Raw genomic sequence first — 15,300 nt, 5'->3', positions numbered from 1 at the left:
GCAGGCAGTGGTGTGCCTTCCGCGACTCGCGGTTTTTCCGCCGATTCACGATTAAATTGCAGTTTTATGACACTTGCGTCATTTTGTTGCGAAATCGCCCCGGGAAGTGGAGGATACATTGCAATCGATAGCTAAACCGGGAGAGTGACCGTGTCCCTTACTGCCCTTATGACCGCCGCACTGCTTGGCCAGTCCGCCTTCTCGCTTGCGGTGGAAGCACCTGCCGCCAGCAAGGTGCAGGACGTTGCCTATGAAGAACTGGCCAGTGGCCGCTCCGATGCGGCTTTGCGGAAACTGGAGGCCAGTAGCGCCGTGCGTGCGGGCGATCCTGCCGCACTGATCAATCTGGGGGCTGCCTATGCAGCCGCAGGCCGGACCGACAAGGCCATCGTATCTTACCGCGCGGCAATGGCGAGTTCCGACCGGTATGAGCTGGAATTGGCTGACGGTTCCTGGATGGATTCGCGTCTGGCGGCGCGCACTGCGCTCAACAGGCTGCTGTCCGCGAACGCGCAGGCTTCGCGCTGAGTATCGCCCAGATATCGTCTGGGATTGAGATTTCGCGCACGTTTGTCCCGCTGCACTTCGGGTTGCGTTCTATATAAATATGCGAAGGCTTTTGCCGGGGGTGAGGGCGCTGGTGGAAACCGGCGTCCTCTGCGCTTTTACAGTGCTGCAGGATGAAAACGCTTGCTCCACGTGTGTAAGATTGGCCGTGTTATCGTCACATACCTGTCATTAGTATAGCGCAATGGGCGCTCATACGGAGGGCATGGTGATTCGATACGTTCAGATTTCGCGCCGCAAGCGTGGCGGTGTTTTCAGTGCTTTTGCTACGGTTTTCGCGGCGCTGGCCCCGATGGGCGCGCAGGCGCAGACGGTTGCTAATGATCCGGCGGGCAGCGGCCCGATCGTGGCGGCTCTCGGCTGGCTGCAGGGCACGTTGCTGGGCAATGTCGCCACGGCGGTTGCTGTCATGGCGGTGGCCGCCGTCGGCTTCATGATGCTGACGGGGCGCCTGAACTGGCGCTTCGGCGCCACGGTCATCATCGGCGTGTTCATCCTGTTCGGTGCCGGCGCGATCGTGTCGGGCATTCAGCAGGCAGCAGTAGGCTAAGGGGCGGCTGATGGGGCTCGCCCGCTATCCCGTCCATCGCGCGCTGACGCGGCCGCAGATGTTCGCGGGTGTCACCTATAGCTATTTCATCATCAATGCCGCGGTGACGACGGAAATCTTCCTCATCACCAAGAGCTTCTGGGCCTTGCCCGCAGCGGCGGTGATTCATGGCGTGGGCTATCTCGCTTGCTTGCGGGAGCCGCGCGTGTTTGACTTGTGGATCGCCAAAGTCAGTAAGTGCCCGCGCGTTGCCAATTGGAAGCGCTGGGGCTGCAACAGCTACGCACCCTGAGCAGCAAGCGGGGATGGGGGACTTATGAGCAAGAGCAGGAAATCGCCGCTGAAGGGCTGGGGCGCCCGGGAAGTGCTGGTGGGCGACCGGCTGCCCTATGCGGCGCTGGTGGACGAGAACGTCCTGCTGCTGCGCGACGGTTCGGTGATGTTCTCGCTGATGGTGCCGGGGCTTGCCTTCGAAACCGCCGATACCGACGAGCTTAACGCCCATGTCGCCACGCGCGAGGTGCTGCTGCGCTCCACGCTCGATGCGCGGTTCGTGCTCTATCATCACGTGATCCGCCGCCGCGTGGAAATCGAGATGGAGGGCCATTTCGACGATCCTCTGGCCGCCCATATCGATGCACGCTGGCGGGCGCGGACGGGCTCCGGCGCGCTCTTCGTCAACGACCAGTTCATTACCCTGGTGCGCCGCCCCGCGCGCGGCAAGGCGGGCTGGGCGGACAAGCTCTCGCGCATGATGAAGAACAAGGGCTATGCCCCGCAAGAGGCCGATCCGGCCGACGTGCGGGCCTTGCGCGCTGCGGGCAGCGCCATGGCCGCCTCGCTCGGGGCCTATGGCGCAAGGCTGCTGGGGGATTACGAAGGGCAGGCCGGCACCTGTTCGGAAGTGCTCGAACTGCTGAGCGCGCTTTACAACGGCGAGATGCGCCCGGTGCGCCGTCCTGCCGAGGATGCCGATGTCGGCCATATGCTGGGCTACCGCCGCATCAATTTCGGCATGGACGCGCTGGAGCTGCGCGGCGCCAACGGGCGCGGCACGGTCGGTTCGATCGTGAGCCTGAAGGACTATCCCGATTCGACTGCGCCGGGCCTGACCGACGCGCTGCTGCGCCTGCCTTGCGAACTGGTGTTGACCGAGAGTTACGCGCCCAGCGACCGCCAGATCGCGCGCGAACGCATCGATCTCGCCATTCGCCGCCTGCGCTCGGCGGACGAGGAAGCCGTGGCCGAACGGCGTGAAATGAGTTCCGCGCGCGATGCACTGGGCACCGGCTCGGTGGGCTTTGGCGATCATCACCTCTCGGTGCTGGTGCGGGCCGATTCGCTCGAATCGCTGGACGAAGTGACCGCTTCGTGTGCCGCCGCGCTGGCCGATGCCGGGGCCGTCGCCGTACGCGAGGACGTGAACCTGGAGCCTGCGTTCTGGGGGCAGATGCCCGGGAACGAGAGCTTCATTGTCCGCCGGGCGATGATTTCGAGCGCCAATATGGCCTGTTTCGGCAGCCTTCACGGCTTTGCCATGGGGCAGGCGAGCGGGAATCACTGGGGGGATGCGGTCACGCTGCTCTCCACCACCAGCTCGACGCCGTTCTTCTTCAACTTCCACCAGGGCGATCTCGGTAACTTTACCGTCATCGGTCCGTCGGGTTCCGGTAAAACGGTGGTCATGAACTTCCTCGCCGCCCAGGCGCAGAAGTTCGCGCCGCGCACCATCCTGTTCGACAAGGACCGGGGCGCCGAAGTGTTTCTGCGCGGCATCGGCGGCACCTACAGCCGCATTGCCGCCGGCTATCCCACCGGCTTCAACCCGCTCTCGCTGCCCGACTCCGCCACCAACCGCGCGTTCCTGCGCGACTGGCTGGGCGTGCTGCTCGAAGCGAGAGGGCCGGAGGAACTGGCGACGATCGCCAATGCGGTGGACGCGGCCTATCACAACGATCCCTCGCTGCGCCGCCTTTCGCACTTCCGTGAACTGCTGGCGGGCGCGCGCCGTCCCGAGCCGGGCGATCTCGCCTCGCGGCTCGATGCCTGGATCGAAGGCGGGGAGTACGGCTGGCTGTTCGACAACCAGCACGATCAGCTCGACCTTTCCGCCCGCGTGCTCGGTTTCGACATGACCGCGCTGCTCGAAAGCCCGCGCTTGCGCACGCCGGTCATGATGTACCTGTTCCACCGCATCGAGGAACGGCTGGACGGCGAGCCGACGATGATCCTGATCGACGAGGGCTGGAAAGCGCTCGACGACGAGGTCTTCGCCGCGCGCATCCGCGACTGGCTGAAGACGCTGCGTAAGCGCAATGCGCTGGTGGGTTTCGCCACCCAGTCGGCCCGCGATGCGCTGGACAGCAAGATCGCAACCGCGCTGGTCGAACAGACCGCGACGATGGTGTTCATGCCCAATGCCCGCGCGCGGTATGAGGATTACTGCGAAGGCTTCGGCCTGACGCAGCACGAGCTGGATGTGATCCGTACGCTGCCCGCGCAATCGCGCTGCTTCCTGATTCGCCAGTCGGATGCCTCGGTGGTGGTCCGGCTCGATCTTTCGGGCATGCCCGAAGTGCTCACGGTTCTCTCCGGCCGCGAAAGCACGGTGCGCAAGCTCGATCAGCTTCGCGAGAGTTACGGGGACGATCCGGCGGTCTGGTATCCGGTGCTCACCGGCATGCAGTGGCCGGGCGATGCCGAAGACGGCCAGCTCTGGATTGAGGCGGCCGAGTAAGCGGTATGGCGGGCACTTGCGACAAGCTGACCGAAGTCGCTTCCGCCGGGGTCGCCCCGGCGCTGCGGGCGGTCGACTGTGTGGCCAACGAAATGGCCGGGAGCGCCTTTGGCCGCCTGTTCGGTGCGGGCGGGGCGATGGCGCCTGTGCTCACCGCCGTGCTGACGCTCTACATCGTGTTCTTCGCCTATTCGCTGCTGACCGGCCGCACGACCCTGGGCATTTCCGCGCTGACGCCGCGCATGTTGCGTCTGGGCGTCGTCCTGGTGCTCGTGACCAGTCTGACCGCATACCAGACGTTCGTCTGGAATCTCGCGCTGGGCGGGCCGGACTGGATCGCGGCGCAGCTGATGGGTGTGAAGGGCTCTGCCACCACGATCTTCGGCGACCGCATCGATATCGTCTTCGGCGCGATCTCGGATATCGCCTCGAACAGCAGCGCACAGGGCGCGGGCAACGGCGAGGCCGCCAAGGCGGCAACGAGCGCGGCCGGGCTGCTGACGCCGGATACGATCATGTGGATGGGCGCGCTGCTGCTGCTGCTGGGCACCGTGGGCGTGCTGCTGACGGCGCGGATCGCGCTGGCCGTTCTGCTCGCCATCGGGCCGGTCTTCATCATTTTCGGGCTGTTCGACGGCACGCGCGGCCTCACGGCGGGCTGGCTGCGCGGGGTAGCGCTGACGGCCGTGACGCCGCTGTTCGTGGTGCTGGGCGGCGGGGTCACGCTGGAACTGCTGGTGCCGATCATTTCCGGCATGGTGCAGAGCGCCGCGCTGGGGGAAGTGGATGCGCGGGCCGCCATGGCCTTTTTCCTGGTTGCTGCCGTTCACGTCGCGCTGATGATCATGGTGGTCAAGGTCGCGTCGACAATGGCGGCGGGCTGGCGCGTCTTCGGGCTTGCCGGAGATGGCCGGGCGCAAGGCGCGGGCAGCGGTTACGCGGCGGCGGGAACGGCGGTTCCCGCGTTTACGCCGGCACCGGCTCCGGCCGCTGTGCAGGGGCGCGCTTCGGGGATCGCCAGCGCTGGTGCCACCGCCATGGCCGACGTTTCGCAGCCATCCGCAGGCACGGAAACGCGCAGCAGCGACCGCCGTACAGTGGTGACGCAAGTGACGGGCGGCGGCATCGAGCCCATGTACGCCAGCAGCAATACGTCCCGCACGCGCGGGATCGGCAGCCGGTTTCGCGGCGCCTCGAACGATGCCGGCCGGACGCTGGCAAAGGAGAAAATGCAATGACCCGCGCCATGGTATCGCGCGCCGCGCTGCTCGCGCCTGTTCTGCTCGCCCTGGCCGTTCCGGCGCAGGCTGAGGATCCACGCCTGGTCGATCACGCCTATAGCGACAATGAAGTGGTGCGGATCGATGGCAAGGCGGGTATCCAGGCCGCGATTGCCTTTGGCGACGGCGAATCGATCGAGAATGTGGCGGTGGGCGATTCCCAGGCGTGGCAGATCACGCCGAACAAGCGGGCGGATCTGCTGTTCGTGAAGCCGCTCGAAACGGCGGCGCGCACCAATATGACGGTCGTGACCAACCGCCATACCTATTTCTTCGATCTCGTGGCCTCGCCCAAGTCCAAGCCGCTTTATATGCTGCGCTTCACTTACAAGGACGAGCCGAAGACGGCACCTGTTCCGGGCGCGGCCGTGGCTGCGCTCAATCCCATGGAAGAAGCGCTGGCGTCGGGCGATCCGATGGCCGTGCCCGCCGATCCGGCGAAGCTGAATTTCGCTTGGAAGCGCTCGGGTTCGGACAAGCTGCTGCCCGCGCGCATCTATGACGATGGCAATTCCACATACCTCGTCTGGCCCGAGAAATCGGCAGTTCCCGCCATCCTGATCGAGAACGAGAAGGGCGAGGAAGGGCCGGTCAACTATTCGGTGCATGAATCCACGATCGTGCTGCCCGATGTGCCCAGCAAGATCATCCTGCGTTCGGGCAAGGCTAGCGCGGTGCTGGAAAACACCCATCCGGTTTCGGCCGCTTCGGGGGCAGCGATGGCTGCGAACACGTCCCAATCCGCGATTGCACAGGGGAAGTAAGAGATGGCGCCCAATTCATCCGTGCGCGAACGCCTGACGCCCGATGCCGCGACCGATCCGCGCGATGGCGAAGGGGCACAGGTCATCGATCTGGCCACGCGCAATGTCCTGCCGCAAGTCACGCAGCGCAAGCGTGGGGACGGGCTGGGCCTGGCTGCCGGTGTTCTGATCATCGCGGCTCTGGGCGGCCTGACCTTGTGGTCGATGGATTCAGTCCGCAACAGTTCGGCCGGTTCCAATCCGGGGGCGGACAAGGCGCCCGCACCGCAGCCCGAAGCCCCGGCTGTTGCCGAGGCGGTTCCCGAGCGGAAGCCTGCTGTGCCGGCACCGCTGCCTGCCCCGGCTCCGGCACCGGTTTTGGCCGCACCGCCGGCCGCCAAGCCTGCTCCGTCCGCGAATCCCTATGCTAGCCCGACTGTCGTTTTCGACAAAGGTGTCAGTGCGGCTCCCGCCGTGGCTGGCTCTGCGGCCGAAGCCAAGAGCGGCGGCAATGCCAACGAGGATTTCGCCGCGCGCCTTTCCGGCACCGGCACGACCGCGACGGCGGCCAGCTCGTTCGATCCCGCGACCACGGTGACGCAGGGCACGCTGATCCCGGCGGTTCTGGAAACCGCGATCGATACCGACGTGCCCGGCTATGTGCGCGCGATCGTTTCCACCGACGTGCGCAGCTTTGATGGGCGCAACGTGCTGGTTCCGCGCTCCTCGCGGCTGATCGGCCAATACAAGAGCGGTCTGACATCGGGGCAGAAGCGCGCTTACGTGATCTGGACCCGCCTGATCCGTCCGGACGGGGTTTCGGTGAACCTGGGTTCGCCAGCAATTGCCTTTGGCGGCGAAACCGGCCTGCCGGGCAAGGTCAACAGCCATTTCTTCGAACGTTTCGGTTCAGCCATGCTGCTTTCGGTGGTGGGCGGCCTTTCCACGCTGGCGTCCAGCGGCGCGAATGTCGTGATCGGCGGCGGCCAGTCGGCGGCGGCAGCGGCAGTGCAGAACAACTCCTCCGTGGGGCCAACGATCCGCGTGCGTCAGGGCCAGCCGATCCGCGTGTTCACGGCCAAGGATCTCGATTTCAGCGAGGTCCAGTGACCTGTCATGGCGGAGGTTCTTACCTTGCAGCCCGAGCGCGGTACGGGGAGCGCGGCCTTGGCTGACACAAACCCCGAGCCGCAGGCACCGCGCAGCGTCTACCTCGATGCCTATCTGGCGCCGCTGCGCCCCTGGCTCGACCGGGAGACGGTGACGGAAATCCTCGTCAACCGGCCGGGCGAAGTCTGGATCGAGGATGCCGCGCATCCCGGGATGCAGCATGTTCTGCTGCCGGAGATGGACAACCGCCTGTTGCAGCGGCTGGCCGAGCAGGTGGCGCGCATCAGCCATCAGGGCATCAACCGCGAACATCCGCTGCTGTCCGCCACGCTGCCTGCCTATGGCGGCAAGAGCGGGGCGCGTATCCAGCTTGTCGGTCCGCCTGCCACGCGCGCCAACTGGGCCATGGCGATCCGCCGCCACCGCCTGCTCGAACTGCCGCTCGATGCCTATGACCGGGGCCCGATTACGCCGCCGCGTGAGGAACCGGCGCCCGATGCCATGGCCGAGCCCATCGCGTTCCTGCGCGATGCCATCCGCCGCCGCCGCACGATCCTGATTTCGGGCGGTACCTCGACCGGCAAGACAACGTTCCTCAATGCCATGCTGTCCGAAATTCCGGGCCACGAACGCGTGGTGCTGGTGGAGGATACCGCCGAACTGCACTTGCCGGGCGCCAATGGCGTCGGCCTGATCGCGGTGAAGGGCGAACTGGGCGAGGCGAAGGTTTCCGCCAACGACCTGCTGCAAGCCGCGTTGCGCCTGCGGCCCGACCGTATCGTTCTGGGCGAGCTGCGCGGCACCGAGACGGTGAGCTTCTTGCGCGCGATCAACACCGGTCATCCCGGCTCGTTCTCGACCGTTCACGCGAACACGCCGCGCGGCGCGCTGGAGCAGATCGCGCTGATGTCGATGCAGACCGGGATTGGCCTCACCCGCGCCGAAACGCTGGAATATGCCGCTTCGGTGATCGACATCGTCGTCCAGCTTGACCGTCAGGACGGCAAGCGCGGGATCAGCCAGATCGCGGAGAGCAAGACGCTGGTAGGATGACGGGATGAGCTGAGACGGGGAGCGTCAGCTTGCTGCCAGTGCGCCTTCGTCCGTTTCGACCACCGCTTCCAGCTTGAGCCATTCGGCCAGGGCCTTGAGGTCCTTGTTGTTGCTGGAACTGAACAGCGGCCGGGCGAGCGCATCGAGCGTGAGTACCAGCTTGCCGTCCCGGATCGCCAGCGAAGCGGCGGCAAGCCCGGCTTCGGCGCACGCGGTAAGGCGGCGGCACAGGCGCACGGCCAGGCCCCAGCCGATGGCGCGATCGAGATCCGCCCGGTCGGCCAGACGCAGGAATTCGGACGGGATTTCGGTCAGCCCCGTATTGGCGAAGACCGTCATCGCCATCATTGCGCGGCCGTGCATGTCGAGCCCGATCCAGCGTTTGCGCAGCGCCCAGGTCAGCGCTTCTTCGGTGCGCAAGTTGGGTTCGGTGCGCATCGTGGCCAGCGCCAGCAGCGTTGCCGCGTGCCGCACTTCGCCGTCCTGCGGCTCGTCGCGGCAGACCGGTGCGGTCCAGTCGGCCACACGCACGGCATCGTCGAAGGAAATCCGCGCGCCCAGTGCAAAACCGGCAACGCTGGCGAGCATCGGGCTTTCCTGCCGGATGCGGGCGGGAAGCTGCATGTGCAGCAGGCCTTCGCGCAGGCCCCAGGAAGAGAACACCAGATGCGAGGGGGCAAGGCAGGTGATCAGCTGCACCAGCAAAGCGGCGGCGTCGGGCAAAGTGGTCAGGCGCGCATTGGAAATGCGCGGGTCCGGATCGCCGGGTTTGCCTTTCGCGAACTGGCGCGCAAGGCGCAGGGCGTCTTCAGCGGGCAGTTCGAAGCCGTGCGGATCGTCCACCGGCCATTCGAGCACACGCATCGCCTGCAGTGCCAGCGCGCGCCACGATCCGCCGACGATGTAGAGCGGCAGCCCGCGCCCTTTGTCCCAGGTCTTTTCCGTCAGCCCCGCGCGCATGGCATTGGCGAGAGCTTCCGGTCCGGCCGCGCGTATGTCGGGAAGGCGCAGCGTGCCGAAGGGCAGGGTGATGCCGCCACCGATTACTTCCCCGCCTTCGGCTCCGCCGATTTCCACCAGTTCCAGACTGCCGCCGCCCAGATCTGCCGCCACGCCGCGCGCGTGCGGGAAGGCGGAAATTACGCCAGCGGCACTGGCGCGGGCTTCCTCCTCGCCCGAAAGCAGGCGGGGGGACAGGCCGAAGCTGCGCACGGCTTCGAGAAATTCGGGACCGTTGCTGGCATCGCGCGCGGCGGCGGTGGCAACGCACTCGACATTGCCGACCTTGAGCAGCCGCAGCACCCCGGCGAACCGTTCCAGCGCCGAGAGCGCGGTGCGCATCGCCTTGTCGGAAATGGTGCCGGTCTTGCTGAGATCGCGGCCGAGGCGCGCGTTGACTTTCTCATTGAGGACCACGACCGGCGCGCGGGGCGGCCCGTTGTAGACCACGAGGCGCACCGTGTTCGACCCGATGTCGATAATGGCGCGTTTTTCGGTCGAGTGGCTGATCCCGATCATCAATCCAGGCGATTCGTAAGGCCCGGGTCGTCCGGGCGGCCTGAGGCCCCTATGTCAGATATTGCCGCGCCTTAGCGAGAGCTTTGGCACCTTTCGTCCACTGGCAATTGCAGCCCCGCGCCCGGAAAGTGACGGATTGGTCATGAAATAGCGGTGCAGGTTGAACGGGTTTTCCACGTCGCCCACGCGTTCATAAGTGCCGTCTGGCCCCAGAATCCAGCTCTGTTCGGTATCAAGCAGATTCGCCATCATGACCTGATCGAGCACCTGATCGTGCACGGTCTTGTTGCGCATCGGCACCATGACTTCGACGCGCCGGTCAAGATTGCGGCTCATCCCGTCAGCCGAGGTGAGGAATACCCGAGCACGCCGGTTGGGCAGGTGCGCGCCATTGGCGAAAACCCAGATGCGGCAATGCTCCAGAAAGCGGCCGATCACCGATTTGACCGAGATGTTCTCCGACAGGCCCGTGATGCCCGGGCGCAGGCAGCAGATGCCGCGCACGACAAGGATGATGTCCACCCCCGCCTGGCTGGCTTCATAGAGTTTGTCGATCAGTTGCGGATCGGTCAGCGAGTTCATCTTGGCCCAGATCGCCGCCGGTTTGCCTGCCTGGGCATTGGCGATTTCGGCGTCGATGCACTCGTCCAGCTTGGCGCGCAGGCCCATGGGAGAAACCGCCAGCACTTCGGTGCGCTTGGGTTCGACATAGCCGGTGATGAAGTTGAACAGCCGCACCGCATCGCGCCCGGCCGCGGGATCGGCGGTGAAATAGGACAAGTCGGTATAGATGCGCGCCGTGACCGGGTGATAGTTGCCGGTGCCGAAGTGGCAGTAGGTGCGGTGGCTGTCTCCCTCGCGGCGGACCACCATCGAAACTTTGGCGTGGGTCTTCCAGTCCACGAAGCCGTAGATCACCTGCACGCCTGCCCGTTCGAGCTGGCTGGCCCAGAGCAGGTTCTGCTCCTCGTCGAAACGGGCTTTCAGTTCGACCACGGCCGTCACCGATTTGCCCGCTTCCGCCGCCTTGATCAGGGCGGAGATGATCGCCGATTGCTTGCCTGCGCGATAAAGCGTCTGCTTGATGGCGATCACGTCCGGATCGCGCGCGGCCTGACGCAGGAAATCGATCACCACCTCGAAACTTTCGTAGGGGTGCTGGATGACGATGTCCTTTTCGCGGATGGCCGCGAAGATATCGCCGTCATGCTCCAGAATGCGCTCGGGATAGCGGGGCGAATAGGGTTCGAACTTCAGCTCGGGCCGGTCCTCGTCGCACAGGGAGGAGAGGCCGGTAAAGCCGATCAGTCCTTCTGTCTTGATGATCAGCGCCCGGTCGAGCCCGAGCTGGGTGCGCAGCAGCTCTTCGGCCGCCGGATCGAACTTGCCCTGAAGCTGCAGCACGATCACCAGGCCGCGGCGGCGGCGCTGGATCGCGGTGCGGTAATAGCGCACCAGATCCTCGGCATCTTCCTCGATCTCGATGTCGCTGTCGCGCAGGATGCGGAAGACGCCGTGGCCGTTGACGCGAAAGCCAGGGAAGATCTGGTCCGCGTTGCGGCAGATCAGGTCCTCAATGGAAATCCACGCTGCTTCCTCGCCCGGGATGCGGATGAAGCGCGGCAGCGAGGAGGGGATCAACACCATCTCCATCACCGGCGCATCGTCCGCCATACGGGTGAGCGAGAACAGCACGCCAATGCCCTGATTCGCCACGAAGGGGAACGGGTGGGCCGGATCGATCGCTTGCGGTGTGATCACCGCCATGATGTGCTCTTCAAAATAGTCGCGCACCCAGCGTTCGCGGGTGTGGTCCAGCTTTTCGTCGCCGATCACCGCGATCCCGGCTCCGGCGAGTTCGGCCTTGAGCCCGGACCAGACCTTTTGCTGAACTTCGTCGAGCTCCAGCACCTTCTCGTGTGTTTCGGTCAGGGCCTGGGAAGGCGTCATGCCGTCGATCGAGACTTCCTCGATCTGGCTGCGCACTTGCCCGGCAAGGCCCGCGACGCGCACCATCAGGAACTCGTCGATATTGCTGCCCGAGATCGAAAGAAAGCGCAGCCGCTCCAGCAGCGGGTAGTTGGGATTGGTCGCTTCGGCGAGCACGCGCTCGTTAAAAGACAGCCAGCTCAGTTCGCGATTGAAAAACCGTTCGGGCAAAGTAGCGAGCTGCGAGGTTTCGCAGGTTCCCGTGGCGTCCGATTCTTCGCGCGTATCCAGCATGTTTCTCATTTTCACAACGGCGCCCCTTGCATGCAAGGATGACAATTAAGGGGCAGTGGAGGCAAACTTGCCTGAATCTAGCGAATTTGATCAAGACGGGAAATGAACATCGTTGCAGCGCAGCATTGTTTGGCGCAAAGTCCGCCTCGATGATCAAGGCTGCCCTGCACCATCTCACCCGCTACCGCTATTCGCGGCGCATCCGTCTCGGCCCCCAGGTGATCCGGCTCCGCCCGGCGCCGCACAGCCGGACGGCGGTTCCCAACTACTCGCTGAAGATCAGCCCGCCCGAGCATTTTCTGAACTGGCAGCAGGATCCGCACGGCAACTGGCTGGCGCGGGTGGTGTTCCCCGATCCGGTCGATCATTTCTCGATCGAGGTGGACCTGCTGGCCGAAATGGCCGTGATCAACCCGTTCGACTTCTTCGTGGAGCCGGACGCGGAGGAATATCCCTTCACCTATTCGGAGGCGATGAAGGCCGATCTGGCCGCCTATTTTGAAATGGAAGAACAGGGCCCGCTGTTCGAGGAACTGGTGGCCCAGCATGCCGGATACGAAGGGCGCACCGTCGATTTCCTGGTCGATATCAACAGCAAGCTCCAGCAGCGCATCGACTATGTAATCCGCATGGAAGCCGGGGTGATGACTCCGGAAGAAACGCTGGCGGCGGGCATCGGCTCGTGCCGTGATTCGGCCTGGCTGCTGGTGCAGTTGCTGCGCCGCCTGGGTTTCGCGGCGCGGTTCGTCTCCGGCTATTCGATCCAGCTTGTCGCCGATGTCATCCCCAAGGAAGGCCCGCAGGGCGTGCTGGAGGATGTGAGCGACCTTCACGCCTGGGCGGAAGCCTATGTGCCGGGCGCGGGCTGGATCGCGCTCGATGCCACATCGGGCATGTTCGCAGGCGAAGGGCACATTCCGCTCTGCGCCACGCCGCATTACCGCTCGGCTACGCCGATCGAGGGCATGGCCGAACCGGCCGAAGTCGATTTCCATTTCGAAATGGACGTGTCGCGCATTGCCGAGGCCGTGCGCATCACCAAGCCCTTCACGGAGGAGCGCTGGGACAAGCTGCTGGCGCTGGGCGATCAGGTCGATGCCGATCTGAATGCGGGTGGAGCCAACCTGACGATGGGCGGCGAGCCGACCTTCATTGCCGCCAGCGATTTTGAGGCGCCCGAATGGAATGCCGAGGCGGTGGGCCCTACCAAGGCGGCCTATGCTGACCGGCTGATCCGCCTGCTGCGGCAGAAATTCGCACCGGGCTCGCTGCTCCACCATGGGCAGGGCAAGTGGTATCCGGGCGAGACGCTGCCGCGCTGGGGCTATTCGATCTACTGGCGTAAGGACGGGGTGCCGATCTGGCATGATGACAGTCTGATCGCCGGGGAAAAGCCGCTGGAGAAGGGCGGCGATCCCGATCCGGTGCCCAGCATCGAGGTGGAACAGGCGGGGGAACTGCTGCGGGCCGCGGCCGAAGGGCTGGGGGTTAGCCCGGAGTTCGTCCAGCCGGTCTATGAAGACACCGGCGTGTGGATGCAGCGCGAAGACGAGCTGCCGGTGAACGTCACCCCGCTCGATCCCCTTATCGAGGACGAGGAACTGGCCCGCCGGTTCAAGCGCACCTACCGGCGCGGGCTCGACAAGCCGGCCGGTTTCGTGCTGCCGGTGCAGCGCTGGAATGCCCGGGACCAGAGCGTGCCGCGCTGGCGCAGTGAGCTGTGGCGCGTGCGCAAGGGCGTGCTGACGGTGGTGCCCGGCGATTCCGCTGTCGGCTACCGCTTGCCGCTGGGCTCGCTGCCATATGTGGCTCCGGCGAATTTCCCCTACATCCACCCGCGCGATACGGCCGAACCGCGCGAGCCGCTGGCGGATTTCCGCAAGCAGGTCGCAGAGCGGGGCATGCAATCGCGCGAACGGCTTTCCGGCCAGCGCTTCGAACATGTGCCCGAACCGCATGTTTCGCAGCAGCCCGTGGCCGAGCAGGACATCATCGAAGGCGCGGTGCGCACGGCGATGACGGTGGAACCGCGCGGCGATTATCTGGCCGTGTTCATCCCGCCGACCGAGTGGCTGGAGGACTATCTCGAACTCGTCGCGGCCGTTGAAGCCGTGGCGGAGGACCTCAAGCTGCCGGTGCGCATCGAAGGCTATCCGCCGCCGCCCGATCCGCGCCTTACCGTGCTCAAGGTGACGCCCGATCCCGGTGTGATCGAAGTGAATATCCATCCGTCCGCGTCCTGGCGCGAGACGGTGGAGATCACTGAAACGCTTTATGACTGCGCGCGTGAGGTGGGGCTGACCGCGGACAAATTCATGGTCGACGGGCGCTCGATTGGCACCGGCGGGGGCAATCACATCGTGCTCGGCGGGCCGAGCTTGCTCGACAGCCCGTTCATCCGCCGCCCGGACCTGCTCAAGAGCTTCGTTACCTACTGGCAGCGGCACCCTTCGCTCAGCTATTTGTTCTCCGGCCTGTTCATCGGCCCGACCAGCCAGTCCCCGCGCATCGACGAGGCGCGGCACGATGCGCTCTACGAACTGGAAGTGGCGCTCTCGCAAGTGCCGGGGCCGGATTTGCAGCAGCCTGCGCCCTGGGTGGTGGACCGCCTGTTCCGCAATCTGCTCGTTGATGTCACGGGCAATACCCATCGCACCGAAATCTGCATCGACAAGCTGTTCAGCCCCGATGGCCCGACCGGGCGGCTGGGCCTTGTCGAGTTCCGCGGTTTCGAAATGCCGCCGGACGGCAAGATGAGCCTGGCCCAGCAATTGCTCTTGCGCGCGCTGACTGCGTGGTTCTGGAAGGAGCCGCAGGACGGGCCGCTGGTGCGTTGGGGCACGCAACTGCATGACAAGTTCATGCTGGGCCATTTCGTCTGGGCCGATTTTCTGGACGTGCTGGGCGATCTGCGCCGCGCGGGTTACGATTTCGATCCCCACTGGTTCGAGGCGCAGCGCATGTTCCGCTTCCCGGTCCACGGCGAAGTGGAGGGCGGCGGCGTCAGCCTTGAAATCAGCCATGCGCTGGAACCGTGGAACGTGCTGGGAGAGACCGGTGCGATCGGCGGTACGGTGCGCTATGTCGATAGTTCGACCGAACGCCTGCAGGTCCGGGCGAGCGGACTGGTGCAGGGACGCCATGTGATCACCTGCAACGGGCGCCGGGTGCCGCTGACGATGGTGACGCCGGGCGAAGGCGTGGGCGGGGTGCGCTACAAGGCGTGGGCTCCGGCCGAGTGCCTCCACCCGATGCTGCCGCCGCAGGCGCCGCTGACGTTCGATATCTTCGATTTGTGGAACGGCCGCTCGCTGGGCGGCTGCGTCTATCAGGTCGCGCATCCGGGCGGGCGCAGCTACGATACGGTGCCGGTCAATGACTATGAGGCGGAAGCCCGGCGCAAGGCGCGGTTCATAGACAACGGCCACTCGCCGGGCCCGCTGCCGGTGCCGCCGGTGGAACTGTCCGGCGAGTTTCCGTGCACGCTTGACCTGCGGCGTCCGATAGGCCTTGTGTGAA

11 protein-coding genes are annotated in these 15,300 nt (G+C 65.3%); 9 read left to right on the top strand and 2 right to left on the bottom strand.

Annotation, left to right across the window (positions count from 1 at the left end; genetic code table 11):
- The first annotated feature begins 150 nt into the window (after nucleotides 1–150).
- The 8 genes from MTR66_RS01960 (at nucleotide 151) to virB11 (ending at nucleotide 8,040) form a co-directional block, all read left to right on the top strand.
- On the top strand, nucleotides 151–528 hold the full coding sequence (locus MTR66_RS01960; protein WP_243917426.1) for a tetratricopeptide repeat protein: 378 nt from the start codon (nucleotides 151–153) through the stop codon (nucleotides 526–528).
- Between the two features lie 244 nt (nucleotides 529–772).
- Nucleotides 773–1,117: a TrbC/VirB2 family protein gene (locus MTR66_RS01955; protein ID WP_268740152.1), complete on the top strand. Its 345-nt coding sequence runs from the start codon at nucleotides 773–775 to the stop codon at nucleotides 1,115–1,117.
- Between the two features lie 10 nt (nucleotides 1,118–1,127).
- Complete coding sequence (locus tag MTR66_RS01950; protein WP_243917425.1) at nucleotides 1,128–1,409, top strand: VirB3 family type IV secretion system protein; 282 nt, start codon at nucleotides 1,128–1,130, stop codon at nucleotides 1,407–1,409.
- Between the two features lie 24 nt (nucleotides 1,410–1,433).
- Nucleotides 1,434–3,854, top strand: a complete 2,421-nt coding sequence (locus MTR66_RS01945) for a VirB4 family type IV secretion/conjugal transfer ATPase (RefSeq protein ID WP_243917424.1) — start codon at nucleotides 1,434–1,436, stop codon at nucleotides 3,852–3,854.
- Nucleotides 3,855–3,859: 5 nt separating this feature from the next.
- Nucleotides 3,860–5,092 carry a TrbL/VirB6 family protein gene (locus MTR66_RS01940; RefSeq protein WP_243917423.1) on the top strand — a complete coding sequence of 411 codons (1,233 nt, stop codon included), beginning with the start codon at nucleotides 3,860–3,862 and terminating at the stop codon, nucleotides 5,090–5,092.
- Entirely contained in the window at nucleotides 5,089–5,898 is an 810-nt protein-coding gene (locus MTR66_RS01935) for a TrbG/VirB9 family P-type conjugative transfer protein (RefSeq protein WP_243917422.1), read from the top strand. Before MTR66_RS01940 ends, MTR66_RS01935 begins: the two co-directional genes overlap by 4 nt.
- 3 nt (nucleotides 5,899–5,901) lie before the next feature.
- The gene (locus MTR66_RS01930; RefSeq protein ID WP_243917421.1) at nucleotides 5,902–6,987 is read left to right on the top strand and encodes a TrbI/VirB10 family protein; all 1,086 of its coding nucleotides are present in this window, start codon (nucleotides 5,902–5,904) and stop codon (nucleotides 6,985–6,987) included.
- A 6-nt stretch (nucleotides 6,988–6,993) separates the two neighbouring features.
- Nucleotides 6,994–8,040 carry a P-type DNA transfer ATPase VirB11 gene (virB11, locus tag MTR66_RS01925; protein ID WP_243917420.1) on the top strand — a complete coding sequence of 349 codons (1,047 nt, stop codon included), beginning with the start codon at nucleotides 6,994–6,996 and terminating at the stop codon, nucleotides 8,038–8,040.
- A gap of 24 nt (nucleotides 8,041–8,064) precedes the next feature.
- On the opposite strand, the gene MTR66_RS01920 is transcribed toward virB11, so the two are convergent.
- On the bottom strand, nucleotides 8,065–9,558 hold the full coding sequence (locus MTR66_RS01920; RefSeq protein ID WP_243917419.1) for a Ppx/GppA family phosphatase: 1,494 nt from the start codon (nucleotides 9,556–9,558) through the stop codon (nucleotides 8,065–8,067).
- A 54-nt stretch (nucleotides 9,559–9,612) separates the two neighbouring features.
- Nucleotides 9,613–11,781: an RNA degradosome polyphosphate kinase gene (locus MTR66_RS01915; RefSeq protein WP_243917416.1), complete on the bottom strand. Its 2,169-nt coding sequence runs from the start codon at nucleotides 11,779–11,781 to the stop codon at nucleotides 9,613–9,615.
- 149 nt (nucleotides 11,782–11,930) lie between these two features.
- Between MTR66_RS01915 and MTR66_RS01910 the strand changes: the two genes are divergently transcribed.
- Nucleotides 11,931–15,299, top strand: coding sequence for a transglutaminase family protein (locus MTR66_RS01910; RefSeq protein ID WP_243917414.1), 3,369 nt, complete (start codon nucleotides 11,931–11,933; stop codon nucleotides 15,297–15,299).
- Nucleotide 15,300: the final 1 nt, after the last annotated feature.

Origin of the sequence: Novosphingobium beihaiense (genome assembly GCF_022832375.1) — a bacterium.
Taxonomy (GTDB): Bacteria; Pseudomonadota; Alphaproteobacteria; order Sphingomonadales; family Sphingomonadaceae; genus Novosphingobium; species Novosphingobium beihaiensis.
This window is presented reverse-complemented; position numbering and strand designations above follow the sequence as displayed.